This window comes from Salinibacterium xinjiangense (genome assembly GCF_014645015.1).
Lineage (GTDB): Bacteria > Actinomycetota > Actinomycetes > Actinomycetales > Microbacteriaceae > Rhodoglobus > Rhodoglobus xinjiangensis.
This window is the reverse complement of sequence record NZ_BMLC01000002.1, coordinates 268841-294846: the sequence shown is the minus strand read 5'-3', so window position 1 is coordinate 294846 and position 26006 is coordinate 268841. Positions and strand designations below refer to the sequence as shown.

General features: G+C 65.2%; 22 protein-coding genes and 1 tRNA gene. 11 read left to right on the top strand and 12 right to left on the bottom strand.

Annotated features, from left to right (window positions below):
* Positions 1-2 precede the first annotated feature (2 nt).
* The 5 genes from IEW81_RS08140 to pstB all read left to right on the top strand — a co-directional run bounded on the left by IEW81_RS08140 (position 3) and on the right by pstB (position 5137).
* On the top strand, positions 3-938 hold the full coding sequence (locus IEW81_RS08140; protein ID WP_097059804.1) for an NUDIX hydrolase: 936 nt from the start codon (positions 3-5) through the stop codon (positions 936-938).
* A 141-nt stretch (positions 939-1079) separates the two neighbouring features.
* Positions 1080-2186, top strand: a complete 1107-nt coding sequence (pstS, locus tag IEW81_RS08135) for a phosphate ABC transporter substrate-binding protein PstS (RefSeq protein ID WP_097059439.1) — start codon at positions 1080-1082, stop codon at positions 2184-2186.
* Positions 2187-2309: 123 nt separating this feature from the next.
* Positions 2310-3251, top strand: coding sequence for a phosphate ABC transporter permease subunit PstC (gene pstC / locus IEW81_RS08130; protein ID WP_097059438.1), 942 nt, complete (start codon positions 2310-2312; stop codon positions 3249-3251).
* Positions 3251-4333: a phosphate ABC transporter permease PstA gene (pstA, locus tag IEW81_RS08125; RefSeq protein WP_097059437.1), complete on the top strand. Its 1083-nt coding sequence runs from the start codon at positions 3251-3253 to the stop codon at positions 4331-4333. The genes pstC and pstA overlap by 1 nt, the downstream gene beginning before the upstream one ends.
* Before the next feature lie 24 nt (positions 4334-4357).
* Complete coding sequence (gene pstB / locus IEW81_RS08120) at positions 4358-5137, top strand: phosphate ABC transporter ATP-binding protein PstB (protein WP_097059436.1); 780 nt, start codon at positions 4358-4360, stop codon at positions 5135-5137.
* 321 nt (positions 5138-5458) lie between these two features.
* Here pstB and IEW81_RS08115 read toward each other — a convergent pair whose 3' ends face one another.
* The 3 genes from IEW81_RS08115 to IEW81_RS08105 form a co-directional block, all read right to left on the bottom strand.
* On the bottom strand, positions 5459-6241 hold the full coding sequence (locus IEW81_RS08115; RefSeq protein WP_097059435.1) for an anti-sigma factor: 783 nt from the start codon (positions 6239-6241) through the stop codon (positions 5459-5461).
* Positions 6238-6870 carry a sigma-70 family RNA polymerase sigma factor gene (locus IEW81_RS08110; protein ID WP_373285385.1) on the bottom strand — a complete coding sequence of 211 codons (633 nt, stop codon included), beginning with the start codon at positions 6868-6870 and terminating at the stop codon, positions 6238-6240. The genes IEW81_RS08115 and IEW81_RS08110 overlap by 4 nt, the downstream gene beginning before the upstream one ends.
* A gap of 215 nt (positions 6871-7085) precedes the next feature.
* On the bottom strand, positions 7086-7715 hold the full coding sequence (locus tag IEW81_RS08105; RefSeq protein ID WP_097059434.1) for a DNA-directed RNA polymerase subunit beta: 630 nt from the start codon (positions 7713-7715) through the stop codon (positions 7086-7088).
* Positions 7716-7740: 25 nt separating this feature from the next.
* On the opposite strand from IEW81_RS08105, the gene IEW81_RS08100 reads away from it, so the two are divergent.
* The 4 genes from IEW81_RS08100 to nagA all read left to right on the top strand — a co-directional run bounded on the left by IEW81_RS08100 (position 7741) and on the right by nagA (position 11510).
* A tRNA-Lys gene (locus tag IEW81_RS08100) sits at positions 7741-7813 on the top strand.
* Positions 7814-7920: 107 nt separating this feature from the next.
* The gene (locus IEW81_RS08095) at positions 7921-8868 is read left to right on the top strand and encodes an NAD(P)/FAD-dependent oxidoreductase (protein ID WP_097059433.1); all 948 of its coding nucleotides are present in this window, start codon (positions 7921-7923) and stop codon (positions 8866-8868) included.
* A gap of 99 nt (positions 8869-8967) precedes the next feature.
* A complete protein-coding gene (locus tag IEW81_RS08090; protein WP_097059432.1) occupies positions 8968-10371 on the top strand; it encodes a beta-N-acetylhexosaminidase in 1404 nt (467 codons plus the stop codon).
* 5 nt (positions 10372-10376) lie between these two features.
* Positions 10377-11510 (top strand): N-acetylglucosamine-6-phosphate deacetylase, encoded by a 1134-nt coding sequence (gene nagA, locus IEW81_RS08085; protein ID WP_097059431.1) that lies wholly within the window; start codon positions 10377-10379, stop codon positions 11508-11510.
* 116 nt (positions 11511-11626) lie between these two features.
* Here nagA and IEW81_RS08080 read toward each other — a convergent pair whose 3' ends face one another.
* The 5 genes from IEW81_RS08080 to IEW81_RS08060 form a co-directional block, all read right to left on the bottom strand.
* Entirely contained in the window at positions 11627-12580 is a 954-nt protein-coding gene (locus IEW81_RS08080; RefSeq protein WP_179691737.1) for an ROK family protein, read from the bottom strand.
* Positions 12577-13452 carry a carbohydrate ABC transporter permease gene (locus IEW81_RS08075; RefSeq protein ID WP_373285388.1) on the bottom strand — a complete coding sequence of 292 codons (876 nt, stop codon included), beginning with the start codon at positions 13450-13452 and terminating at the stop codon, positions 12577-12579. Before IEW81_RS08075 ends, IEW81_RS08080 begins: the two co-directional genes overlap by 4 nt.
* Entirely contained in the window at positions 13410-14330 is a 921-nt protein-coding gene (locus IEW81_RS08070) for a carbohydrate ABC transporter permease (protein ID WP_097059430.1), read from the bottom strand. The genes IEW81_RS08075 and IEW81_RS08070 overlap by 43 nt, the downstream gene beginning before the upstream one ends.
* 135 nt (positions 14331-14465) lie before the next feature.
* Complete coding sequence (locus IEW81_RS08065; RefSeq protein WP_097059429.1) at positions 14466-15758, bottom strand: extracellular solute-binding protein; 1293 nt, start codon at positions 15756-15758, stop codon at positions 14466-14468.
* A 48-nt stretch (positions 15759-15806) separates the two neighbouring features.
* On the bottom strand, positions 15807-16940 hold the full coding sequence (locus IEW81_RS08060; RefSeq protein WP_097059428.1) for an ROK family transcriptional regulator: 1134 nt from the start codon (positions 16938-16940) through the stop codon (positions 15807-15809).
* A gap of 161 nt (positions 16941-17101) precedes the next feature.
* Here IEW81_RS08060 and IEW81_RS08055 point away from each other — a divergent pair, with 161 nt between their 5' ends.
* A complete protein-coding gene (locus IEW81_RS08055; protein WP_097059427.1) occupies positions 17102-20608 on the top strand; it encodes a DUF4132 domain-containing protein in 3507 nt (1168 codons plus the stop codon).
* A gap of 105 nt (positions 20609-20713) precedes the next feature.
* Here the strand turns inward: IEW81_RS08055 and IEW81_RS08050 are convergent, their stop codons facing one another.
* From IEW81_RS08050 to IEW81_RS08040, 3 genes are read right to left on the bottom strand one after another with little or no spacing between them, the layout of a single operon-like run.
* Entirely contained in the window at positions 20714-22567 is a 1854-nt protein-coding gene (locus tag IEW81_RS08050; RefSeq protein ID WP_097059426.1) for a heavy metal translocating P-type ATPase, read from the bottom strand.
* Positions 22567-23367, bottom strand: coding sequence for an SDR family NAD(P)-dependent oxidoreductase (locus IEW81_RS08045; RefSeq protein WP_097059425.1), 801 nt, complete (start codon positions 23365-23367; stop codon positions 22567-22569). The genes IEW81_RS08050 and IEW81_RS08045 overlap by 1 nt, the downstream gene beginning before the upstream one ends.
* Positions 23354-24220 carry a universal stress protein gene (locus IEW81_RS08040; protein ID WP_179691736.1) on the bottom strand — a complete coding sequence of 289 codons (867 nt, stop codon included), beginning with the start codon at positions 24218-24220 and terminating at the stop codon, positions 23354-23356. Before IEW81_RS08040 ends, IEW81_RS08045 begins: the two co-directional genes overlap by 14 nt.
* Positions 24221-24416: 196 nt before the next feature.
* On the opposite strand from IEW81_RS08040, the gene IEW81_RS08035 reads away from it, so the two are divergent.
* On the top strand, positions 24417-24992 hold the full coding sequence (locus IEW81_RS08035; protein WP_097059423.1) for a DoxX family protein: 576 nt from the start codon (positions 24417-24419) through the stop codon (positions 24990-24992).
* 132 nt (positions 24993-25124) lie between these two features.
* Here IEW81_RS08035 and IEW81_RS08030 read toward each other — a convergent pair whose 3' ends face one another.
* Entirely contained in the window at positions 25125-25961 is an 837-nt protein-coding gene (locus tag IEW81_RS08030) for a universal stress protein (RefSeq protein WP_097059422.1), read from the bottom strand.
* Positions 25962-26006: the final 45 nt, after the last annotated feature.

The following is a 26006-nucleotide window of genomic DNA, read 5'->3' as shown; positions in this document are numbered from 1 at the left end:
GCATGCCAGTACCGCCCGTGCTCACGGCAGGCGCCGTGTGCTGGCGCATCGTCGACGGCAGGGCCAGGGTCCTGGTCGTCTACCGGGCCACCCACTCCGACTACTCGTTGCCCAAGGGCAAGCTCGACCCCGGTGAGACGCTGCCGGAGACGGCCGTGCGCGAGATCCGGGAAGAGACCGGGCTGGGGGTCACTCTCGGGCCACCGCTCGGAACCATCGCATACACGCTGCCGGGCGGTCGCGACAAGGTCGTGTACTACTGGGCTGCAGAAGTGGATGACCACGCCCTCGAGCTCGCGAGATTCCAGCCCAACGAAGAGATCGCCGCGCTCGAGTGGCTGCCCGTGGCGAAGGCCCGCAAGAAGCTGACCTATCCGCACGACCTCGACGTGCTCGACCGTTTCGAGAAACTGCTCGACGCCGACTGCGTGCGCACCTTCGCGATCATCGCCCTCCGCCACGGCAAAGCCGTGTCGCCGTCGACGTGGGACGGTCCGGATGCCACCAGGCCGCTCATGCACCGAGGCAGCGACCAGGCCGCCGGCATCGCCAACGGCATCGCCGCATTCGGTCCGGGGAAGATCATCAGCAGCACGGCCGCCCGGTGTCTTGCAACAGTCGCACCGCTCGCGGCCCTCACCGGGCTCGAGGTCAAAGCGAGCGACAGGATCAGCCAGGATGCGCTCGAGAACGGTACGTCAGACCTGCCGTCGGTCGCCGCCCGCCGGCTCAAAAAACGCGTGACCGCGGTGCTGTGCAGCCACGGTCCGGTGCTCCCGAGGCTCATCGCCCAGGTTGCCCGGCATTCCGGTACGGCGATGGATGAGGCCCTGCGGTCCGCGTCGTCGCTCGACACCGGCGACTTCACCGTGCTGCATCTTTCACACACCAATAAGGCTGCAGGCATCGTTGCGGTTGAGACACACACCCCAGCGTGACCGCGCGTTGTTTGACGAGCGTTAACCTCCAGTTCACCTTAGGTGTCGATCTCGGTTAATCGCTGCGCATAGATTCTTCCCTTGGGTCGCACCGGCCCACACCCTGTAATCCCAGCGAAACCTCCTGAAAGGGACACAACTTTGAACTCTGTACTCTCCCGGTACAAGCGCCTCGCCTCCATCGGCGCGATAGCCGTCGCAGGAACGATCCTTCTCTCCTCGTGTGCAGCAAACGAGGCTGGCACCACTGACCCCAGTGCCGCAGCGAGTGACCTCGCCGGCACGATCGACGGGTCTGGCGCATCGTCGCAGGGCTCGGCACAGGAGGCGTGGGTTGCCGCGTTCCAGACCGAGAACCCCGACGTCACCATCAACTATGACCCCTCCGGATCAGGTGCGGGCCGCGAGGCGTTCATCTCCGGTGGCGTCAGCTTCGCTGGAACCGACTCGGCCCTGAAGCAGGACGAGATCGACGGTGGCTTCGCTGCCTGCGTTCCCGACACCGGCTACATCCAGGTTCCCGCATACATCTCTCCGATCGCCGTGATCTTCAACGTCGAGGGTGTTGACGCACTCAACCTCGACGCACCGACCATCGCCGGCATCTTCAAGGGCACCATCACCACGTGGAACGACCCGGCAATCGCCGCGCTGAACGCCGACGCCACGCTGCCGTCAGCACCGATCACCGCGGTGCACCGCTCAGACGACTCGGGCACCACCAAGAACTTCACGGACTACCTGAACAAGGTCGCCCCGGAGATCTGGGACGCCCCCGCCGCTGACCCCTTCCCTTACCAGGTGGGCGAAGCAGCACAGGGCACCTCGGGTGTCGTTGACGCCGTCACAAACGGAACCAACACCATCGGTTACGCCGACGCATCCAAGGCCGGCGACCTCGGCGTTGCCGCTATCAAGGTCGGCGACGAGTTCGTCGACTACAGCCCGGAGGCAGCAGCCGCCGTCGTCGCAGGGTCGCCTGCCGGTGACACCGCGAGCGACACCGACCTCGTGATCAGCCTCGACCGCAAAACGACCGACCCGACGCACTACCCGCTCGTCCTGGTGAGCTACATCATCACCTGCACCGAATTCGTCGATGCCGAGGTCGCGCCCGTCGTCAAGGCGTACGTGCAGTACATCACCAGCGATGCTGGCCAGTCCGAAGCTGCCAGCTCAGCCGGCGCAGCACCGCTGTCCACTGACCTGTCAGCCAAGGTCGCAACCGCCCTCGAGAGCATCAAGTAACACCGTTCCTCCCCGTTTGTCGGGCTGCGGCAAGAGTGCACATTGCACCCCTTGCCGCAGCCCGACAGACTTAAGCAGCATCACAACCCTCCCCGCCCGGCACGGTCCCGCAGGAAGACAGGAATGACGACCACCTCGACGCGCAAGCCGAGATCCACGCTCCGCCCCGCAGACCGCATATTCGCCGGCAGTACGGTCATCGCCGGCAGTCTCATCCTCGCCGCCCTCGCCGCCGTTGCGGTCTTCCTGATCGCTGAATCGATTCCGGCCCTGATCGTCGACCCGGCCGAGTTGAAGGGCGCACCATCCAGCTTCTGGGCCTACGTCGGGCCGCTGGCTTTCGGCACGGTCTGGGCAGCGTTCCTCGCCCTCGTGATGGCACTTCCCATCTCCATCGGAATCGCGCTGTTCATCTCGCACTTCGCCCCGCGCCGCATCGCGCAGGGTCTCGGTTACATCATCGACCTGCTGGCCGCTGTGCCGTCCGTCGTCTTCGGCCTGTGGGGTATCAAGGTGCTCGCCCCGGCGGTCACACCCCTTTACGGCTGGCTGGTGCAGAACCTCGGCTTCCTTCCCTTCTTCGCGGGGGGCGTCTCGGGCACGGGTCGCACGATCCTCACCGTGGCCATCGTGCTCGCCGTCATGATAATCCCGATCATCACGGCCGTCACCCGTGAGGTCTTCCTGCAGACGCCACGGCTGCACGAGGAGGCGGCGCTCGCCCTTGGCGCCACCCGCTGGGAGATGATCCAGATGGCGGTGATCCCCTTCGGTCGCCCCGGCATGATCTCGGCTGCGATGCTGGGCCTCGGCCGTGCACTCGGAGAGACGATGGTCGTCGCCATGGTGCTCTCGCCAGCACTCGTCATCAACTTCGTGCTCACGGGCTCACAGAACCCCTCCACCATCGCCGGGAATATCGCGCTCAACTTCCCCGAGGCCAACGGTGTCGACGTCAACGCACTCATCGCGACCGGAATGATCCTGTTCGTGATCACGCTGGTGATCAACTCGATAGCCCGCATCGTCATCAACCGCCGCAAGGCATTCTCGGGAGCAAACTGATGACCGCCGCGGCGCAGTCCACCGGAATTGTGAACTCCCTCACCACCGGCCGACTCCCCCGGTGGGCGACCTGGGTGATCCTCCTCGGCAGCTGGGCGATCATGGGTGTGATCTTCGCGCTCATCGCCGCAGGCTCCGGCACCGAGTTCAACATCAGCGCAGCACTGCTTCTGGGATTGTTCCTGTTCATCGTACTGATCTTCGTTTTTGCCTACCTCGTCGAAGGCCTTCGTCAGGCCAAAGACCGTCTGGTCACAGCTCTCGTGGTCAGCGCCTTCCTGATCGCGCTGATTCCGCTCATCTCGCTGCTGTTCACCGTCGTCTCCAATGGTCTGCCGAGGTTCGATCCTGGCTTCTTCGGTCAGTCGATGCGTAACGTCGTCGGTGAGGGCGGTGGTGCGCTGCACGCCATCACCGGGACGCTGCTCATCACCGGGATGGCCACGCTCATCTCCGTACCTGTCGGGCTGCTGACCGCGATCTATCTCGTCGAGTACGGCCGGGGAGCGTTAGCGAGAGCGATCACGTTTTTCGTGGACGTCATGACAGGCATCCCCTCGATCGTTGCCGGTCTTTTCGCGTTCGCCTTCTTCGCCCTGATCCTGGACGACCCGGGAATCCGGTTCGGATTCGGTGGCTCGATCGCGCTCTCGCTGCTGATGATTCCCGTGGTGGTGCGCTCCAGCGAGGAGATGCTGAAACTTGTTCCCAACGAGCTGCGCGAGGCTGCATACGCGCTCGGGGTGCCGAAATGGCTGACCATTCTCAAGATCGTGATCCCGACATCCATCGCCGGAATCACAACCGGTGTGACACTCGCGATCGCGCGCGTCATCGGCGAGACCGCGCCGCTGCTGATCATCTCGGGCTTCACCGCGAGCATGAATTACGACCTCCTCAGCGACCGGATGATGTCGCTGCCGGTCTTCGTCTACACGCAATACCAGAACCCTGGCTCAGAGGTGCAGCCCTACCTCGACCGCGCCTGGGCTGGCGCGCTCACCCTCATCCTCATCGTGATGCTGCTGAACCTGATCGCCCGATTGATCGCCCGCATCTTCTCCCCCAAGCTCGGCCGCTAAGCGGCGCGCAAGAAAAGGAAACCTGTGTCAAAGCGCATCGAAGTCAACGACCTCAATGTCTACTACGGCAAGTTCAAAGCCGTCGAAGACGTCACGCTGAAGATCGAGCCGCGTACGGTGACGGCATTCATCGGCCCCTCCGGTTGCGGTAAGTCGACGTTTCTGCGCACCCTGAACCGAATGCACGAAGTCATCCCCGGCGCCTTCGTCGAGGGCGAAGTGCTGATCGACGGCAACAACCTCTACGGCCCCGGTGTCGACCCCGTGCTGGTGCGTCGCCAGGTCGGCATGGTGTTCCAGCGTCCGAATCCGTTCCCCACGATGTCGATCCGCGACAACGTGCTCGCAGGTGTGAAGCTCAACAACACCCGCATGTCGAAGAGCGACGGCGATGCCCTGGTCGAGAAATCGCTGCAGGGCGCCAACCTCTGGAACGAGGTCAAGGATCGCCTGGGCCTCCCCGGCTCAGGTCTCTCCGGCGGGCAGCAGCAGCGACTCTGCATCGCCCGCGCGATCGCTGTCGAGCCTGAGGTCATCCTGATGGATGAGCCGTGTTCGGCGCTGGACCCGATCTCGACTCTCGCCATCGAAGACCTCATCGAAGAGCTTAAGCAGGAGTACACGATCGTGATCGTGACCCACAACATGCAGCAGGCATCGCGGGTCTCCGACCGCACGGCCTTCTTCACCATCGCCGGCACCGGCAAGCCGGGCAGGCTCATCGAGTACGACGACACGGTCACGATGTTCTCGAAGCCCAGCGTGCAGGCCACAGAGGACTACGTTTCAGGCAAATTCGGCTGATCCTGCCCGTCTGGCGCTGAGGCCCTGGGAGTTCGGGGGCTTTTCGTTTGCCACCACGTCGGCCAGCTGCTCCCTGCCCCCTTCCTTCCGCGCCGCGCCCTTCCGCCCCCTTTTCCTTCCGAAACGACGGAAGTGGCGGCATCCTGCTCATCCTCAAGCCCGGAATCAAGCGGGAGTGAGTGGATAGGATGCGCCCACTTCCGTCATTTCGGAAGGTGAAGGTGGAGGTGCGGCGCGCGGCAGGCGCGGCGGGCATGCGGGGACAGGAAAGGCCCCCGGAGAACCGGGGGCCTTCTGGGACCCGAAGGTCGAAACGCCAGGTCAGGCGCTCTGGATGCTGACGACGGGGGCCGTGGTCGGCGACTCCGACCCGCCCGATGGTTCGATCGTGACACCGATGACGTCGCCGCTCTGAAGCTCGCCGTCCAGTACGCGCCAGGCATTACCGTTTTTGTCGATGTTGAAGGTCCCCGCTGCACGAGGACCGTCACTGCCGATGTACCACAGCTCGTAGGTCTTGCCTGAGGCAAGCTCCTGCAGGCCCTCGGCGATGAATGCCGAGGTACCGAGCTCTTGCGACCACATCAGCGTGGCGGAGCCCCCGCTGCCGATCGCGGTGTCGACACGCTGGGTGTCGTTCGCCGAACCGATGGCGGCTAGCTGGTTCGCCTGCGCCTGCTGGAAGGAGTTGTCGTTGACGGAGTTGACGATGACGCCACCACCCACCACCAGAATGACCGCGGCGGCGATGCTCGCCAGGGCCGTCAGGGGCTTCGAGAACCAGCGGGCCTGCGCCTTGGCTGCGGCTTTGCCGTTGAAGCTGCTGGGGTGGATCGGATCCTGCACCCGTCCGGCCTCTTCGCGGGGCAGCTGCGGCGTGCTTGCGAGCTGTGCCATGATGCCCAGCTTCAGTGAAGCTGGAGGTGCGACGGGATCGATCGCCATGCCGAGCAGCACGGCAGTATCGGTCAACTCGGTCACCTCGTTACGGGTCTCTTCAGACTCGGCGAGGTGGGCTTCGAAAAGCCTCGTCTCGTCATTGTCCAGTGCATGGAGCGCATACGCGCCTGACAGGCTTTCGACCTCGTGCTTTCGGGGAGTCACGATGTCACCCCCAACTCATCACGCAGACGGATCATGCCGTCGCGCAGTCGTGTTTTGACAGTGCCGATTGGCACACTCAGTTGTGCTGCCACTTCGCTGTGGCTGAACCCGCCATAGTACGCAAGGGAGACAGCTTGGCGTTGTAATTCGGTAAGTCGTGACATTGCCTTCTCCACCCTTTCGTGCTCGATGCGGACTTCAATTGTTTCTGCGACGTTGTCGTAGTCAGGGCTGTAATCACGGATGCCGATACGGGTGTCGCGGTTTCGTGACGATTGTGAAGATCTCACCCGGTCTACCGCCCTGCGGTGAGCCATCGTGAGAATCCAGGTTGCTGCTGCTCCTTTATTCGGATCAAACCGCGTTGCGGTTTGCCAGATTTCCAGGAAAACCTCCTGGGTCACCTCTTCCGACTGGGAGTGGTCGCGCAGGAGCCGTTTGATGAGGCCGAAGACTCGAGGCGAGATGTGGTCGTACAGTTCGCTGAACGCCAACTGGTCACCGTTCGCGACTCGCTCGAGAAGATCCTGCTGGCTGGCAGCAGCGGCACGCCCTGCGTTGGGTCCGGCCGAAACATCATTCTCCTGAGACATGGTCTCCAGCATGACACTTAACCTCCCCTGCTGCATCGGATCACAGGGTATTCGTGGCCGTTGCTGAAGCAGTTTGGTCTCAACCGGGGCGAGAGAGAGGTAAGTCGCCTGACGAGGTTGGTGCCGAGCCGCAGAACACCTCTCGGCGCGAGGCCGCTCGAAGCGGCTATTAGTGGAGCCCGGGGTTACCGCGGCCCGGCTCCGTCACTTTAGCAACGTTCGCTGAGTGCCGCCCGCAGTGGCGAAGGCCCCTACTCCAGGTTCCCGGCGCGATACAAGCGCGCACATCCTGCGAACTCATCCGCCGTCTGCGCGAGACGGTCGGCCCGGGTCGTCAGCTCGGTAGCCCGCTCGGGGTTGGTCGGATCCGCGTCATCCGCAGCGCTGGTGCACCCTGCGGCCAGAATGCGGCTGAACGAGGCCGCGCGGTCGAGAGCGATGGCGAAGTCCCCCCGGAAGAGACCGCGCAGGATCTGGTCGGCGAGTGCCGTGATCTCGTCGGGACCCGTGGGCATCGGCGCTCCGGCAACGAGCGCGTCGATGGTCGGCAGCATGTCGAGGCCGCGCTGGAACAGGAAACTGGTGCCCGTGGCATCCTGTCGGATGAGCACCCGGATGAGGTAGATGCGCCACAGCGCGCCGGGCAGGCTGCGCGGGCTGGAGCGTGCCCAGAGTTCGGCGAGCGCATCGATTCCGTTGGCGTCGGTGTAAGCCACGAGTCGTTCGATGACCTCGGCGTCGTCGGTCGCCCTGGCGCGGCTGAGCAGCGCATTCGCCGTGTCGTGCGCCACCCGCATGATCTGTGCAGGATCTTCCCCACCCTCGAACGTGTCGAACTTATCGCCCGAGTATTGGGTGGGCTTGTGGAAATCGTCGGCCATAACTCCACGGTACGCTGGTCGGGTAGGGCCTGTAGCTCAGTTGGTAGAGCATCGGACTTTTAATCCGTTGGTCGTGGGTTCGAGCCCCACCGGGCCCACACTGAGCTGACCGGGCTGAGCAGACCGGGCCATCGTCGAACCTTGGGCTTTGCCGAGACCCATCCGCGACGTGCCGCATTCCACCGCGACGGTGCAGGATGGAGTTATGCAGAAACCTTCAGTTCTCATCGTCGGCGCCGGCATTGCCGGTATCGCCTGCGCCCAGGCGCTGCACCGCGCGGGAGTCTCGGCACGCGTGATCGATCGCGGCCACAAGCCCGGCGGGCGGATGGCGAGCCGCACGGTCAACGGTCGCACGGTCGACCTCGGTGCGGCATACTTCACCGCCGAGCCCGGCTCCGGATTCGCCGACGTCGTGGCGGGGTGGGTCGGGCACGAGCTCGCGCGCCCGTGGACTGACACCATCGCGGTGGCCGGGCCCGACGGCATCCAGCGTTCCAGCACCGGCCCGATGCGGTATGCCGCGCCGGGCGGACTGCGGGGGCTCGTCGTAGACCTCGCTCGCGGCATCGACGTCGAGCAGGGCGTCACAGTCGAGCAGGTTGCCGCTGGCGAAGTCGACGGCCAGCGCTATGACACCGTCGTGCTTGCGATGCCAGACCCGCAGGCACGTCGGCTGCTCGACGCGGCATCCACGCTGCGGGAGAAGCTGGATGACGGCTCCGGCTGGGGCCCCAGCATCGCGATCGTACTGGAGTGGGCAAGCCGGGAGTGGGCGCCGTTCCATGCGGCGTTCGTCAACGACTCGCCCGATCTGTCGTCGCTGGCCGACGACGGGGACCGGCGTGGCGATGCGGCCCCCGTCCTCGTCGCCCACACGTCTGCCGCCCTCGCCCTCAAGCACCTCGACGACCCGGATGGCGCGATCGTGCCGGTGGTCGACGCGGTCAGGCGCCTGCTTTCCCTCAAGGATGCACCGGTGCAGTCATTCGCGTACCGGTGGACGTTCGCGCGGCCGACGGCGCAGCATGCTGAACCGTTCCTTCTCGACGACGGAATCGCGGTGTGCGGAGACGCCTGGGGTGAACGTTCGTCGGTGGCGACGGCGTGGGCCTCCGGGGACGCGCTAGGCCAGGCGATCGCGGCTCGATAGCCATAATTCGACGGTGACAGCGGCTTCTCTGGCAGAATGATCTGGTAGTTAGTTAGGACTCCTGACAAACTACGAGGTGGCCACGCAGATTGGACCGACATGACGACAGTCATCCCCGCTCCCGTAAGCCGGATCGACGGCTGCGGGTCGTTCACTCTCACGAGCGCAGCGACGGTAGGCGGCGAAACCGTCGTCGCGGGTTACGCCGCCGACGTGCTGGGGCTCGCGATCTCGAACGATCCAACGATCGAGTTCGCCCTGGGGGCCTCGCCCGCGCCCGGCGGCTACTCGCTCGAGATCACGAGCAGCGGCATCCGGGCCGAAGCCGAATCTGCCACCGGGCTCTTCCTCGCCGTGCAGTCGTTGCGGCAGCTGCTGGCGGCCGACCAGGCCTCCGGCATCACGAACGCCGAGCTGCCGATCACCCGCATCGACGACCATCCGCGTTTCGACTACCGCGGTGCCATGCTCGACGTGGCCCGCCATTTCTTCTCCGTGAATGACGTCAAGAAGTACATCGACGACATCGCTCTGCTAAAACTCAATCACCTGCACCTGCACCTCACGGATGACCAGGGCTGGCGCATCCAGATCGACTCGTGGCCCGAGCTCACGAAAGCCGGAGCGACCACCGAGATCGGCGGGCGGGGCGGAGGCTTCTATACGAAGGACGAGTATCGCGAGATCGTGCGGTACGCGGCATCCAGGTTCATCACGATCGTGCCGGAGGTCGACCTGCCCGGCCACACCAATGCCGCGAGCGTGGCCTACCCCGAGCTCAGTGACATCCCGGTAGAGCCGTACGAGGGAATCGAGGTGGGATTTAGCTCGCTCGCGATCCGCAGCGAAGAAACGTACCGGTTCGTCGACGATGTGGTTCGCGAGATCGCCGACCTCACACCGGGCCCGTACCTGCACCTCGGGGGCGACGAGTCGTTGTCGACGACAGACGACGACTTCCTCCACTTCATCCAGCGGGCGACCGCGATCGCGGCACGCCACGGCAAGAAGCTCATCGGCTGGCACGAGATGGGCAAGAGCGAGGCACTGCCGGCCGGCACGATCGGACAGTACTGGGGCTTCATCACCCCGCAGGAGGGCGCAGCCGAGCACACGCTCTCGTTCGTGAAACAGGGCGGCTCGATCATCATGTCGCCAGCCGACGTGGCCTACCTCGACATCAAGTACGACGCCGGGACGGAGTTGGGGCTCATCTGGGCGAACGGGCCGACCTCGATCGCCGAGTCGTACGATTGGGATCCCGCCACCATCATCCCGGGCATCGGTGACGAGCAGTTGCTCGGGATAGAAGCGCCGCTGTGGAGCGAGACGACGGCGACGATCCGCGACGTCGAGTACCTCGCCTTCCCGCGACTCGCCTCGATTGCAGAGATCGCGTGGTCACCGGCAGCAACGCGCGATGGCGGCGATTTCCGCCATCGCCTCGAACGATTCGTCACATTGCTCGATGCCCTCGGCATCGACCATGGCGAAGTAGCCTGAGCACCATGGCCGTCCTCTTCCACTCCGCGCGCAAACTCGACGCGCACGGGCAGGTCGACGACTTCTGGATGCTCGTCGACGGCGACACCATCTCGTCGACCGGGAGCGGACCCGAGCATCCCGACGCTGCCGAAACCGTCGACGTGGACGGGCACTGGCTCGTTCCGGGGTTCCTCGACATGCACGGCCATGGCGGCGGCGGCTTCAGCTACGACAATGGAGCGGATGCCCTCGCCTCCGCCCTCGCCATGCACCGTTCCCACGGCACCACCCGTTCGGTCATCAGCCTCGTCGCGAGCCCGCTCGACGAACTCCTCGCGAACCTCGAGTTGATCGCTGCTGTCGCGGCGCGTGAACCACTCGTGCTCGGCTCCCACCTCGAGGGCCCGTTCCTCGCACCGGGCAATCGCGGCGCCCACGGCCTCGAGCACCTGCTCGAACCCTCGCCAGCGATCATCGACCAGTTGCTCAACGCCGCTCACAGCACCTTGCGGCAGCTGACGATCGCTCCCGAGCTCCCCCACGCATTCGAGGCGATCGACGTGTTGGTCGAGGCTGGTGTCGCGGTCGCGGTCGGGCACACCCTGGCCGACGACGCACTCGCGCACCGGGCCTTCGACGCCGGTGCGCGCATCCTCACCCATGCGTTCAACGCGATGCCGGGCATCCACCACCGGGCTCCCGGGCCAGTGGTTGCCGCGTTCGACGACGAGCGGGTGACCCTCGAGCTGATCGCCGACGGGATGCACGTGCATCCGAGCATCACGCGCCTCGCTTTCGGTTCAGCGCCGGGCCGCATCGCCCTGGTGACCGATGCGATGGCCGCGGCCGGCTCGGTCGATGGGGACTACATACTCGGGTCGCTCGACGTCTCGGTCTGCGACGGGCTCGCGACGATCCGCGGCACGACAACGATCGCGGGATCGACCCTCACGCAGGATGCAGCGCTCAGGAACGCGATAGCGGATGCCCGCATCCCCCCGGTCGACGCGGTTACTGCGCTGACCCTCACCCCGGCACGAGCACTCGGACTCGACCACCGCCACGGACTGCTCGCCCCTGGATTTGCGGCAGACGCCGTCATGCTCAACCACACGTGGCACGTGACCGGTGTCTGGGCGGACGGCGCGCGCATCTGATCACGCCGATGATCGACCCCGCAGCAGCGTACCGACTACTGCGTGATGCAGTGCATCGACTCGACGATGGCCATCTCCGCCCTTAGACGGTCTCTGCCGTCACCCCATCCCCGCCATCAGGCCACGCCCACCAGCGCGGCACCGACGGCCGCCGCCGGGAAGTCGACGGGAACGATCGCGATGCGGTCGCTGAGTCGGGTGGAGGCGAGGAAGCCCGACGCCGCCTCCCATGAGGCGAGCACGGCTCGAACCTCGTCGAGGAGGATCGGCCCCAGCGACGACAGCCCGCCCCCGATCACGACGCTGTCGACGTCGACAGTCAGCACGAGGATGCGGACCGCGGCCGCGACGTTCTCGACGAATCGGGACTTGACCTCCATGGCCAGCGGGTCGCCCTCGGCGGCGGCAGCGAACAGGGCCCGCGCGGGCTTGGGATCGTCAGTCGGCCACTGCCTCGCGATAGCGGACCCCGACGCGAGCATCTCGAGGCAGCCGCGCTGGCCGCACGGGCATTGCGGGCCCCGAGGGTCGACCGGGATGTGACCGATCTCCCCCGCGGTGCCACGTGAACCCCGCCACACCCGGCCATCGATGACGATTCCGGCGGCGAGACCCGTGCCGAGGTTGAGGTATGCCATCGAGAAGCTCTCGTGCTTTTCGAGCAGGTGGAACGCGCCGAGCGCAGCGGCGTTCACGTCGTTGTCGATGCGCACGGGACGACCGAGCCTGCGGGTGAGTTCCACCCCGAACTCGAGCCCCTCGAGGCCGAGGTTGACGGCATGGGTAACCCGGCCCGTGCCATTGTCGACGGCGCCGGGGATCCCGACACCGATGGAGGCGAAGCTGGTGATCCCGGTCTGCGCGAGTTCCGCGAGCTGGGTGACGGCAGCGACCGCGGTCTCGAGCACGGCATCCGGTCCGAAGCCGGTGGCAAGCCTGAGTCGCTGCACGATCGTCCCGGTCGAGTCGATGACGACAGCATCGGTCTTGGTGCCGCCGATGTCGATTCCGACGCGCAGCGTGCTGCTGGCGGCGAGCGCCGGATCGGCGTGTAGTCGGGTGTCGGTCATCCCTTCACCGCCCCACTGACGAGACCCGACGTGAGTCGACCCTGCACGATGAGGAAGAAGATGATGACGGGCACGGCAACCAGTGTCGACGCCGCCATGACCTGGCCCCAGTCGGTCTCCCGGGTCGCGGAGGCCTGCACGAAACCGCGCAGCCAGAGCGGCAGGGTCTGCGCAGCCTCAGAGGGAAGCAGCACCAGGGCCACGGTGAACTCATTCCAGGCCTGAAGGAACGCATAGACACCTGATGCCACGAGCCCGGGAGCGAGCAACGGGAATGTGATCCGCATGAAGGCTCCGAACCGGCTGAGCCCGTCGACCATCGCAGCCTCCTCGAGATCGACGGGGACGCCCGCGACGAAACCTCGCAGCATCCAGATTGTGAAGGGCACGACGGCAGCGATGTAGATCACGCTGACGCCGATGACACTGTCAAGCAGGTGCACACTCGAGACCATCTTGTACTGGGCGATGAAGAGCCCTTCCGCCGGAAGCATCTGCACGATGAGTACGGCGATAACGAAGCTGCGGCGACCGCGGAACCGGAACCGGCTGATCGCCACCGCGGCGAGGAACGCGAAGATTATGCAGAACAGCACGACCGTGAGCGTGATGGCAACACTCATACCGAGGGCGCTGAAGAACGAGCCGTCGGCGATCGCCCCGGCGTAGTTGCTCACGGTTCCGTTGACGGGGAAGAAGGTCGGGATGAACGACTGCAGGATCGCGGTGGGGATGAACGACGAGCTCACCATCCAATAAACCGGAAACGCCCAGAACAGTGCGATGACGATGGCGAGGGCGCTCAGGAGCCCCTTCGCAAGACGGCGGTTCACGCTGCGTCCTCCTTCAGCAGGCTGCGGATGTAGAACCAGCTCATCGCGATCGTGATCCCGAGCACGAGAATCGATACGGCCGACGCCATCCCGAAGTCCTGCGCGCTCGTGCCGAGCTTGTAGATATAGGTGCCGAGCAGGTCGTAGTCGCCCGACTTGGAGCCGGCATCCTGCAGCAGCTTGATCTGTGTGAACACCCGCAGGTCCCAGATGAGTTGCAGCAGCAGCACGATCGAGATGACCGGGCGGATCATCGGGAGGATGATCCCCCAGAACCGCTGCGAGCCCGTCGCGCCATCGAGCTGCGCCGCTTCCAGGATCTCGTCCGAGACCTGGGTGAGACCGGCGTAGACGGAGAAGGAGACGAAGGGCACGCTCATCCAGACCACGATGATCGACGCGACGAGCAGGAAAGTCAACGGTGTGGACAGCCAATCGAACCGGTTCATCTCGATGCCGGGGACCATGTCGAGCAGATAGTTGATGGCGCCCCTGCGGCGGTCGAAAAGCCAGATCCACACGGTCATGGCGGAGACGACGGGCATCGACCAGGCGAGCAGGAGGGCGACCTGCAGCACGAGCCGCGCAGTCTTCGTCACCGTGGACATGAGCAGGGCGAGCAGCGTTCCGATGCCGAGCGTGACGAAGGCGGTGATGAGGCAGAAGGCGAGGGATTTACCCACGACGACCCACAACTGCGGATCGGTGGCGAGGGCGATGTAGTTGTCGAGCCCGACGAAGGGCGCTGCCTGGCCGAACTGCTGCTTCAGGCCGTACTGCTGGAACGACGTGACGATCTGCCAGATAACCGGGTATCCCATGCCGAGCACGAGGATCGCTATCGATGGGATGAGCAGCAGGAGCGGTGCGCGTATGCCGCGGCGGTTGTTCGAGCGCGTGAGAGTGTCGGCAGACATGGCTGGTCCTCCTTTCGGCAGGGTAAAGCAGTCGGGCTTTCGGCAGGGCAGGGCAGGGCGTTCGGGCTTTCAGCAGGGCAGTCGAGGGTGCAGGCTGGGCGACGCTGGCACGTCGCCCAGCCGGAGTGCGGATCGTCAGCCGTTGATCAGCTCGTCGATCTTGGCGTCGTACTCCTTGGCGAGCGCCGGGATGTCGCCGCCGCCGTTGACCTTGCCGAAGAACTCCTCGAGAAGGCCGGATCCCTCGACCGCTGCCCAGCCAGGAGCGGCGGGGGTGAGCTTCGAGTTGGCCGCGGATTCCGAGAGGGCGGTGGCGAACTGGTCGTCACCGAGCGATGACACGTAGTCCAGGTTGGCCGGGCCGAGCCCGTTGGCGCCCAGCAGGTTCTGGTACTCCTCCGAGAAGATGATCTTCATCAGCTCGCGGGAGCCCGCCTGGTTCTTGCTGGCGGCCGAGACCGCGATATTGGAGCCACCAGCGAACACCGGGGCAGCGCCGCCGTCCACACCCGGAAGCACGAAGTTGCCGAAGATCGCGTCGTTCCACGTCGCGACAGTCTTCGTGTCGTCCTTCGGGTCGGGGGTGAGGTCACCGATCGACCAATGCGCCCATCCTGGAGCAATGATGGTCGCTGCCTCAGGCGCTCCGGTCGCCGCATTATTGTTCAAATTGACCCACGGGGTGCTGTCTGCTTCGGTGACCGGGGCGAGTGAAGACTCCGTGTACAGCGTCTGCAGCTGGGTGAGGCCCTCGACTGTCCTGGGGTCTGACAGCGTCGAGGTCCAGGTGTCGCCGTCTTTCTTCGCGAGCTCCCCGCCGTTCGCGAAGACCCACGAGATGCCGTTGCGCCAGTCTTCTCCTCCGATGTAGAAACCTGACTGCGTATCGGTCTTCAGCTTTGCGGCACCCTCATTGAACTGCGCGAGGGTAGTCGGAACCTCGAGGCCAGCCGCGGCCCAGACGTCTTTGCGCATGAAGATATAGCGCGAACCGAAGTAGTAGGGCAGGGCGTAATTCGCACCGTCGACCGCACCGACCTCGACGAACGAGGGAAGCAGTTTGTCGCCGCCGACCTCGTCGTACATGTCGCTGATGTCGCTGAATGCGCCAACCGTCGTGAATGTCGGCGACCAAGTGTTGCCGATCTCCGTCACGTCGGGCGTATTCTCGGTATCGGGCAGCGCTGTCGTCAGCTTCGAAAGGGCGTCCGACCAGTCCTGTTGCTCAATAGTGAGGGTGCCCCCGGTTGCGTCTGCGTACTCTGTCTTAAGGAAGTCACGCAGCGTATCCGGGGTGTCACCCCCCATGAGCCAGAGGGTGATGTTCTGGCCGTCGGCCGATTCGTCGGCGGGGGCCGGAGTGGAGCACCCGGCAAGAACGACGACTGCGGCCGTCGCTGCTGCGAGCAATCCGATTTTTCGCTTCATTGTGTCTTCCTTTTGTGGATGGGGTGGTGCGGGCGGTGGTGCGAAGGGTCAGGAGACCCCGAGCTGCGCGGAGAGGACCATGACGGCTGCGCCGCGCATGACGATGTCTTCTCCGAGCGTTGTCATCCGCAGCGTCAGGTCGCCGTGGAATTCGGCCATCGTTCTGCTGCGGAGGGTCTCGATGGTCGCCAGGGCAAGCGGACCATCAAGCAGTTCCGTCGGACCGCTCAACACGACCTCGGCGAGGTTGAGCGCTCCGACGACGGGGGCAAGTGCGATGCCGAGGCGCTGCCCCGCCTCCGTAAGAATCTCAGTTCTCGACTCCGGCGTGGCCGCGATGGCCTTCTCCAGTCGAGGGGTGGCGAGCCAGGTCTCGAGGCAGCCGTGCTTGCCGCACACGCACTCGAGGCCGCCATCCGTCCCCACGACGACGTGGCCTATCTCCCCGGCGGCGAACCGGCTGCCGAAAAGAGGGGTTCCGTCGAGGAGGAGACCCGCTCCGACACCGTGGCCGACCTTGACGAGCATCATGTCGCTGTCGGCATCGCCGAAACTGTGCTCGGCGAGCGCTGCGGCATTCGCGTCGTTCGCCACCACGACCGGCAGCCCGAACCGCGTGGACAGGATGCCCTGCAGATCTTCCCCCAGCCAGCCCAGATTGGGCGCGGAGAGCACGACTCCGGCAAGATCGACGACACCGGGGGATCCGACGCCGAGCCCGAGGATCGGCAGGGTGGCTTGCGCGACGAGCGACTCTGCCAGCCGAATCACCAAGGCCGTGGCATCCGCTCCGGTGGCACGACCGAGGGGGACTTCTGCGCGGTGCACGATGTGGCCGTCGAGGTCGAGCACGGCCCCGCGAAAGATCGCGTATTCGCTGAGGTCGATACCGATGATCTGGAACGCTGTGCGGTCTAGCTCGAGAAGTGTTGCGGGCTTGCCTGGTCGAGCATCCTCGCGCTGGCCGGTCTCGATGACGAGCCCCTCGGCTATGAGTTCGGCGACGAGGTCTGACACCGTCACCCGGGTCAGACCGGTCTCTCGGGCGATGTCTGCCCGGCTCTGCTGGCCGACGCGATAGACGGTCTGCAGCACGAGAGAGCGGTTGTGCCCGCGAGTGTGCTCGGGAAGCAGTTTTGTGGTGGGTCGCAGTGCTCGCCCGGTGCCAAACCTCGTCGTCATGTTTGTTAGTAAACCTTACGAACTAATTATTCGCAAGAGGCAGTTGCCGTAGGTGAAGCCAAACGAGCACGATCTGCGACGCCCCCCTTACTGGGCGGTGCCCTTCGGGCCAAACCCTGTAAATATTGAGGCGAACTCCGAGACCGACGAGGTGCGCTGCAATGACCACTGTCGACCCGCGCACGTTGTTAGCCGAGTCGTTCAGCGAACTCGACTCCCGCGTGCTCAGCGACGTGCTCAGCTACGTGTTCGTCGGTCGCGACGTCAAATTCCCGTCCCGGCTGCGCGAGAAGCACAGGCTGGCCATTGCTGCGATCAGGCCACAGACACGCGCCTCGTTCTACCTGCACCTCGATTCCATTGATCGCGCAGATGACCAGGTGATCGTGCGGCTCGGTCGACTTCTGGTCGCCACTAAGCCGTCGTGGTACCCGTGGCCTCAACATGTGCCCGCATCCATCTGGGCAGTGCTCCATGACGCACAAGATTCCGCATTCGGCCCGGCGAACGACAGCCCCACTTTCACGTCGATCACTATCGACAGGATCACGGCACTCCTCGCGCTCGAGGGGGTGCTACCGGACGCAATCCCTGCCCTGCTGGTGCAACTGCTCGTGGGCACATCACAACGATCGGCCGATTATAAGGTGAGGGGCCTGCAGACGATACCGGGAATCGTCGAGTTCGTGGCCGCGCATCCGGAAGCCTTGAGGTCACAGGCCGAAAGATTCAACGAGGATGCCCTCCTGGAGGTCGCGAGGCTGGCGTCCATCGAACCATCGATTGCCGCAGCGCAAGCCGACGTGCTCGCCTATTGCGCCATTAGGTTCGACACGCCTTTAGGAAGGGCTGCGCTGGCAGTTGTCGGTTCGCTTCCGATCGACACCCAGGTTGCGGTGCTGGAACCTTTGATTGCGGCGACGACGGAGCCCCACCGCGGCAGGGTCATCACTGCCATCGAAAGGATCCCCGACCGGGCAGCCGCGATCGGCATCCTCGAGCGTGCGCTCTCGCGTGGCGGCCTCGGGTCAGTTGCGATCGACCGGGCCATCCAGCGACTTGCGATCTATGAGCTGTCTGGCACCCCCGAGGTCGCTACTGCATCGACGATGGTGCCCTGGGAGGAACATTCATTGGACGCCGCATCCGTCGACTCGATGCGCGTTGCCCTGGTCTCCTTCCGGGAGACGCAGGAGCGGGTGCTCGCGAGCATGAAGAGCGCTACGGACGAATCGATCACTCACTTTCCAGGCTCGTACTCCAACAGTGTGATCAACGTGCATGGACGGTGGATCACGGATATCGACGCCACGCTTGCGGCCATGCCCACGATTGTGGACTACCTCTCGGGGAAAGCTCCCCACCCGGGCAGCAACCTTCTGGAGCCACTCAGCCGCCAGGGCGTGCGAGAGCGAATCATCGGACTGCAGCCCATCAATCGCGTGCGAATATCGGCAAGGCCCGACCGAGTCGCAGTCTTGCACGGGGCGTGGGTCGAACGGGGAACGTCGGATGTGCGCCCGGCCGCTGACGCTCTTGTGCGGTCTGGCCACACTGAGGAGGAGGCCCACGATGTCATTGTCCGACTCGCGCTGACCAATTGCTGGGGTGCGCCAGCGCTCGCGCCGGTTCAGTTCGTCGACTACATGGCCCAATACCCCGACGTGTTCGATGTGATCCTCGGGTTGAAGCTGGGCATGCGACCGGTATCATGGGCCGATCTGCGAGACGATGTGCTCGCGATTCTCGAAGAATCGCCGGTGTTGGCGACGCGATACCTGCCGGTTGTCACCGAGCTCGCGATCGGGCACAAGAAAACCCACCGGGCTCGCGCACAACGTGTGCTCGAGAAGCACGGCCTTGCCGAACGGATAGCGGAGGAGTCGCTGCGAGCGACGAGCACGGCCGCTCGAATCGCCGCTGCGCTGTGGGTGGAGCAGCTCGGGGGCGCCGGGGCGGTCGAGGCGTTGTCTCGCCAGTTCGACAGGGAACGCACACCCGCAGTTAGCGCGACGCTACTGGGGGCGCTCGAGCGACTGGGCCAGAACATCGGTGCGTATCTGCAACCGGCGACACTGGAAGCCGAAGCCATTGCCGGGCTTGCCAGGGCCACGCCGAAGGGGCTCATGTGGTTCCCTTTCGACGAGCTGCCGAGCGCTCGATACCTCGACGGTGCACCGGTGCCTGCATCATTGCTCCGCTGGTGGGTCATTCTGGGGTTCACTCTCAAGGATCCGGCGGGAGCCGGATTACTTCCCCTTTACGTGCGCGCGCTCGATACTGCGAGCGCCGTGTCACTCGGAAGGTTCGTGCTGGCAACCTGGCTCGCCCGCGATGCGACCCACGACGACGAGACACTGATGAATCGCGCGCTTTCGGCCATGACCCGCCTGGCACACGCGCTGTCGATGTCGGGGAGGGGTCACGCTGAGGCGGGCAAGCATGCCGAGGGTCTCTTTGATCTGTTCGAGGAGAACCGCGAGCGATTGTCTGAGTCGACCCCGAGTGCGATCTCGGACAAGGGCATTCTCGCGCTCGCCTGCCTCGTGCCGGGAGAGGAGCTCGCCACGATCGCCCGGGAGTTCATGCGACGGCAGCATCTGAAGCGCGCCCAGATAGAGGCGCTCCTTATCGTGCTGTCACTCTCTGATGAGCCGGCGCCTGTGCAATTGCTCGTCGCGACAGGTCGCCGATACCGCACGGCCTTCCTCCAGAATGCCGCCCGAATGCTCGTCGATGTCGTCGCCGCCCGTCGCGGTTGGACCCCGGATGAACTCGCTGACCGCATGATTCCCACCGCAGGCATCGACGGTTCTCGCACAGTGGAGCTCGACTACGGCCCACGCACGTTTGTCGCGCGACTCGGAACCAATCTGAAGCTGAGCCTCGAGACCGTCGACGGCAAACTCCTCCGCACGCTTCCATCCCCTCGACAGGATGACGAGGGTGCACCTGCCGCCAAAGTGCAGTTAGCTGCCAGCAGGAAGGAACTCACCTCCGTGGTAGCCGCCCAGCGCCGACGACTATACGACGCGATGTGCTTTCGGCGGGAATGGAACGGCGCGCAGTGGTGCGAACTGCTGCTCGGGCATCCCATCGTGGGGGTTCTTACGACTGGTCTCGTCTGGCACATCGACGGGATCGCCGGGCGACCCGACCTCTCGGGTGTCGTGCGCACAATCGCAGGACAGGCTCTCGACATCGCTCAGGATGCACGGATCAGCGTCGCACATTCGACCACCCTTTCGGCCGCAGCGGTCGCCGCTTGGCGCGAGACCCACACACTGGTAGCGCTCGGCTTCGACCAGTTCGGCGCATCCGCCGTCGACGTCGATGGAACCGAGTCACACCGTTTCGACTTCGAAGGAACGCCGAGTGAGTCGTTCCGCCTGAGGTCGCGGGCGAGGGCACGCGAATGGGACCGCGGAGAGACAGGCGATGGCGCCAGTTTTGACGAGTACATCAAGCGATTCGATCAAGCCGGCCTGGAAGGTGTGGTCGGGTTTTCCGGCAGTGCACTGCCGGAGACCAACATCCCCATCGAGCTGGGTGCCTTTTCCGTTCGCCGGATCCGCAAGGGCCAAGGCGAGCAGGTGCGGTTCTCAGAGATACCGCCAGCGCTGCTCGCGGAACTCTTCGCCGACTATCTGGCGTTCGGCGCAGACTGACGCGTTCCAGCCTCGCTCGCCACGACGCTGTGCCCGCTGAACGCGACCTGAAACGCTATCTGGGAGCCGAGCACTGTCACACTGTGTATTCCGGCCATAACCCCATCATCCACCGGGGCTGACACGCGAAGCAGGGGCAAACGTCCCGTCACGAGAACCCACCGCCTGATGTCTTCCGGCTCGAAGGCTGTTCAGGATCGTCACCACATCGACCACCTCCTGTAACGCAGCGCCGATGATGGCCGGAAGCACGCCCACGGAGGCGACCAGCATGAGCACGACGCTGAGACTGATACCGAATCCGATGCTCTGGTAGGCGATCCTGACGGTTCTCTGGGCGATCGACACGACCTCGGGCACCCGGCCGAGGTCGTCGATGAGCACCACGACATCGGCGGATTCGCTAGCGGCTGTTGCCCCGCGAGCACCCATGGCCACCCCCACGTCGGCGACCGCCAACACGGGTGCATCATTGACCCCGTCTCCGACCATCATCGCCGGACGGGGTTGTATGGAACGCATGGCTTCGACCTTGTCGATCGGCATGAGCCCGCCGCGCACGTCGTCGATCCCGACGCCCTTCGCGACCTTGCCCGCGGTGTCCTGCGCATCGCCGCTGAGCATGAGGGTGCGCACCACTCCCAGGTGGTGCAGCCGCGCCATCGCCTCAGCCGCCTCTGGTCGCACCTGGTCGGTGAGCACCACACGGCCGACCAGCGCGTTGTCTCGCGATACGTAGACGGCCGTCTCTCCGGCCGCGAGCGCCCCCCAGGGCTGCGGCGCGTCGAGTGCGACGAAAGCCAGCTTCCCGACGGCCACCTCGGTGCCGTCCACGAGCCCGCGCAGGCCCATGGCAACCACCTCCGTGACCTCCGTCGCGGCTGGCAGGTCGAGGCTGCGACCGTCCGCGCCATCCACTATCGCCTGCGCGAGCACGTGTGCCGAGTGTGTCTCGAGGGCTGCCGCCAGTGCGAGCACCTGCGCGTCGTCGCCCCCGAGGGAATCGATCCGGTCGACACGAGGAATGCCCTGGGTGATGGTGCCGGTCTTGTCGAACGCAGCCGTGCGAACCCGTGACAACTGTTCCAGGGCGCCGCCTCCCTTCACGATGACGCCACGCGCAGCGGCACGGCTCATTCCCGCGATGAACGCGACCGGGGTGGCGATCAGCAGCGGACAGGGGGTTGCGACCACGAGCACCTCGGCCAGCCGCACCGGGTCGCCCGAGATGATCCAGGCGACGATTCCGAGGGTGAAGGCGCCGATGGTGAATGGGATCGCCACCCGGTCTGCGAGCCGCACAAAGGGTGCCCTGCTGTCGGCAGCACCACGCACGAGGTCGACGATGGTCTGGTACTGGCTGAGCTGCGCCGTCGTCGTCGCGCGGATCCTGATGACGTCATCGGTGTTGATGGCGCCACTCAGCAGTTGTGCGCCGGCTCCCGTCCAGACGGGCAGGCTCTCGCCATTGATCGATGACTGGTCGACGTACGCGCCGTCGGAGAGCAGCGTGGAGTCGACCGGCACCGCCTCCCCAGGCTTCACCTCGAGAACGTCCCCCGCCACCACGACATCCACAGGAACGTCATCGACCGCATCGCCGGATTCCCGATGCGCGATCCTCGGCGCCCGGCTCATGAGCGCCGTCAGTTCACTGCGTGCCCGGTGGGCGGCGAAGTCTTCCAGTGCTTCACCGCTCATCAGCATGAGTACCACGACGAGTGATGCCCAATAGTCGCCGATCGCCACCGTCGAGACGATCGCGGCGACCGCGAGGATGTCGATACCCCAGGTGCCGGTTCGCAGCGACGTCACCATCGACCAGCCGCTGCGAACTGCGATCAGGATCGCATAGCCGCTCGCCACCCATTGCGCGACGCCCGCCCACGGCGTCAGGAGCAGGATCCCAGCCACCGCGGCGACGAGCAGGGTCGCCGAGATGAACCTGTAGCGCAGCATCACCCGAGCAGCGACTTCATGTTTTTAGCGAGGAATGCGGTAGCGCGCTGGGGCGCGAGCCGCGAAAACCGATCCATGAACGTCACGTCGCTGCCGATGCGAACCCGGTATTTGCCGTTCCGCAGCGCCCCGATCACCTGGCGACCGGCCTCGGCAGGGCTTGTCATCTTCGGCAGCCTGGCCGAAGGGTCCTTCAGCTGTGGAACGTCCACCCCGGAGTTCACGGCGATGCCTGTGCCCACGGCTCCAGGAAACACTACGGTCACCGAAAGAGTGGTCCCAAGAGTCTCGGCATAGAGCGCCTCAGTGAACAGCTTCACCGCGGCCTTGCTCGCGCCATACGCTCCCTGGCCGGGAACCGGCAGGAATCCAGCCATGCTCGACACGTTCAGGATGCTCGCCGCAGGCCGCGCGAGAAGGTGCGGCAGGAAGGCCTTCGTGGTGTTCACCACCCCCCAGAAATTGACGTTCATCACGTGCTCGATGTCAGCAAAGTCGAGCTTGTCGATCTGCACGAAGGGCTGGATGATGCCGGCGACGTTGAGCAGGCCATCCACCTGCCCATGAGCCCGGATGACGGCCTCCGGCAGGGCCAGCACGGCCGCGCGATCGCTGACATCGAGACGGTGGACGCTGAGCCCGGATGCCGGCCCGGCAAGAATTCCGGTCACCGAAAGGCCGGCCCCGCTGCTATCGACGGCCGCCACCCGCGCTCCCCGGTCGAGAAGCCCTAGGACGACTTCACGACCGATGCCATCGCCGGCACCCGTCACCACGAAAACTCGATCAGCGAGCTCCATGAGGTGATTCCTCCCGCGGGATCACCGCGACGACAGCAGGCATGTTCATCAGCACGTCATGGCTGACCGAGCCGAGAATGAGACTCGCGATGGCTCCGCGACCCCGCGAACCGATCACCACGAGTGAGGCTCCGGCTGCGGCCCTGATGATGGCGACAGAGGCCGAACCGGAATGCAACGAGTGCGAAACCTCCAGTTCAGGAAACTCCCGGGAGATCCGCTGAGCGGCGTCAGCCACGAGTTCGCGATTGGTCGTGACGATCTCCTGCACGATCGACGCCGGTGTCGACGGGACCATGGATCCCGACGGTGGCGCGCTCCAGGCATGTACGACTGTCAGTTCCACCTGTCGCCTGACCGCCTCTCGTGCCGCGAATTGCAGGGCCCGGTCGCTCGTACCGTCATCGGTCCAGCCCACGACGACGCGACCGGTGGATGCCGTCCATCCCGCGGGGACGACGATGGTGGTGCATCCGGCCCATCCTGCGACCCTGAGGGGAAGCGTCCCGTTGATCATGCCGGCGAGCGCCGACGGCCTGTTCGAGCCGATCACGAGCAGGTCGGAACGGCGGGACGCGGCCACGATCTCATCGTGAACGATCCCATGGCGGAGGTTCGTCATCACGTGCAGCCGGGGATGAGCGCTGCTGATCTCGGCCCTTGCCGTTCCCAGCGCGTGCTCGTACGGGGTGCGGGACCCGGCAGCCCGGCCCTGTGGCAGCTCCACGTTCAGGGCGATGACGGCGGTGAGCTCCACGGACAGGTCCACATGCTTCGCGCGGTCGATCAGCCACGCGACCGCCGCATCACTCGCCGCTTCGCCGTCCACAGCGACGGTTACCTTCTCGATCATGAGTCGCTTCCTCTCATCCATTACCCATGGTGACGTTCACCCGCGCACGCTGACAGGGCCGAAAGTCCCGGCTGGCTGCCGCCCAACATGAGAAACCCACAGGACCTTCGGCACTAACCGCGAGAGTGGCCGCACGTCACAGTGAGCCCATCACCGCCGGTCGTCGAACGCGATCGGCCCCAACGATTGGAACGTCATGACCACCATCGCCTCCCCCGCGGCACGCGTCACTGCTGCCGCTCCACCCGTCGCGAGCACAGCAGCGCTCGACCGACCGGTGGCGCAGCGCGCTCTCGCCATCCTGCGCCTGGCCATCGGATTCATCTTCCTGTGGGCCTTTCTCGACAAGACGTTCGGGCTCGGATTCTCTACCCCCGTCGAGCGAGCCTGGGTCAACGGGGGCACGCCCAGCCAGGGCTTCCTCGGCAGTGACGCCGTGACAGGCCCGCTGCAGCCCTTCTTCGCCGGGATCGCCAGCCCCGCCACCGACGTGCTCTTCATGCTCGGGATGCTCGGGATCGGCCTCGCAGTCATGCTCGGGATCGGGCTGCGCATCAGTGCGGTCGCCGGCACCGTGATCATGGTGCTGATGTACCTCGCCGAGTGGCCTTTCACCGCAGGTACGGCATCCACCAATCCTGCCGTCGATTACCACATCATCTACGCGCTGGCGTTGATCGTGGTTGCTGCCACAGCGGCTGGCGACACCTGGGGTTTCGGTGCGGCGTGGCGCAGGCTCCCGTTCGTGCGCAACCAGCACTGGCTGTTCTAGGGTCCGGCTGTCCTAGGCTCCGGCTGTTTCAAGCGAACCGGGAAGGGCGGCATCCCCAGGGGTGCTGCCCTTCTTGTCGGCGAAGACGATCAGGATCTCGGTGTCGAAGTCATGCCTGGCGGGCGCTGCGGGTCATGATGGCCTCTCGGGTTGGCGCCCGAGCACTATCACCGGGCTCGAGATGTTGGCGAAAACGTCATGGTTGATCGCTGTGATCGGGTCATCCGGGTCGGCACCCGGTCTCGCCAGCACGAGCACGCTCGCGGTGGCTGCTGCGGAAACGAGCGCCTCAGACACCGTGCTGGTCGAGAGGCGCGGTCGAACCGTCACTCGGGAATCGATGCTTCGAGCAGTGGATGTCGCGGCCTCAAGCCGCGCAGCCCTGCCGTCTTCCCCCCGCCCTGCGACCGATGCCGCGCCCCAGGCCGAGACGATGAGCAGGTCCTGTCCGAGCCGCACGGCTTCGCGAGTGGCGGATTCGAGGGGCTCCCCGTCCGTATCCGCCTCCGCCGCTACAACGACGCCACGACGGGAACGTGCGTGGAACTCCGGGATGATCGCGACGGCACAGCGCGCCCGCATAGCGATGCCCAGGAAGCTCGACTCGAACGATTGGCCGTAAGTGAAACCGGTCTTGTGGGTTCCGATCACCAAAAGGTCGGCACCGGCCGAGGCATCCAGCAGTGCCCTGGGTGGTAGTCCGGTCAGCACCCTGCCCCGCACCGGCGGCCCACCCGGGCCCGCAGCCACGCGGGAGAGCTCGGCATCGAGCGCCACCGCAGCGTCGTCGCGCACCATGGCGTCGCGAACGTCGTCGAGCCCCAGCCAGCGTTCGTCGATGACGTGGACGAGTTCAACCGACAGCCCCAGTGCCTGCGCACGCTCGATCACCCAGTCGATTGCGGCGCGACTGGGCCCGGAGTCGTTGGCGCCGACAACTATCGTTCCGACGACTATGGTTTCGCCCATCCTTTACCGCCACCTTTCCCATCGAGCTTCTACCCGGGCAGTATC

Coding starts and splice junctions, on each gene's coding strand:
- IEW81_RS08140 (WP_097059804.1), top strand. CDS start 3: ATGCCAGTACCGCCCGTGCTCACGGCAGGCGCCGTGTGCTGGCGCATC.
- pstC (WP_097059438.1), top strand. CDS start 2,310: ATGACGACCACCTCGACGCGCAAGCCGAGATCCACGCTCCGCCCCGCA.
- pstA (WP_097059437.1), top strand. CDS start 3,251: ATGACCGCCGCGGCGCAGTCCACCGGAATTGTGAACTCCCTCACCACC.
- IEW81_RS08110 (WP_373285385.1), bottom strand. CDS start 6,870: ATGCAGCAGGGGAGGTTAAGTGTCATGCTGGAGACCATGTCTCAGGAG.
- IEW81_RS08105 (WP_097059434.1), bottom strand. CDS start 7,715: ATGGCCGACGATTTCCACAAGCCCACCCAATACTCGGGCGATAAGTTC.
- IEW81_RS08095 (WP_097059433.1), top strand. CDS start 7,921: ATGCAGAAACCTTCAGTTCTCATCGTCGGCGCCGGCATTGCCGGTATC.
- IEW81_RS08090 (WP_097059432.1), top strand. CDS start 8,968: ATGACGACAGTCATCCCCGCTCCCGTAAGCCGGATCGACGGCTGCGGG.
- nagA (WP_097059431.1), top strand. CDS start 10,377: ATGGCCGTCCTCTTCCACTCCGCGCGCAAACTCGACGCGCACGGGCAG.
- IEW81_RS08080 (WP_179691737.1), bottom strand. CDS start 12,580: ATGACCGACACCCGACTACACGCCGATCCGGCGCTCGCCGCCAGCAGC.
- IEW81_RS08070 (WP_097059430.1), bottom strand. CDS start 14,330: ATGTCTGCCGACACTCTCACGCGCTCGAACAACCGCCGCGGCATACGC.
- IEW81_RS08065 (WP_097059429.1), bottom strand. CDS start 15,758: ATGAAGCGAAAAATCGGATTGCTCGCAGCAGCGACGGCCGCAGTCGTC.
- IEW81_RS08060 (WP_097059428.1), bottom strand. CDS start 16,940: ATGACGACGAGGTTTGGCACCGGGCGAGCACTGCGACCCACCACAAAA.
- IEW81_RS08055 (WP_097059427.1), top strand. CDS start 17,102: ATGACCACTGTCGACCCGCGCACGTTGTTAGCCGAGTCGTTCAGCGAA.
- IEW81_RS08050 (WP_097059426.1), bottom strand. CDS start 22,567: ATGCTGCGCTACAGGTTCATCTCGGCGACCCTGCTCGTCGCCGCGGTG.
- IEW81_RS08045 (WP_097059425.1), bottom strand. CDS start 23,367: ATGGAGCTCGCTGATCGAGTTTTCGTGGTGACGGGTGCCGGCGATGGC.
- IEW81_RS08040 (WP_179691736.1), bottom strand. CDS start 24,220: ATGATCGAGAAGGTAACCGTCGCTGTGGACGGCGAAGCGGCGAGTGAT.
- IEW81_RS08035 (WP_097059423.1), top strand. CDS start 24,417: ATGACCACCATCGCCTCCCCCGCGGCACGCGTCACTGCTGCCGCTCCA.
- IEW81_RS08030 (WP_097059422.1), bottom strand. CDS start 25,961: ATGGGCGAAACCATAGTCGTCGGAACGATAGTTGTCGGCGCCAACGAC.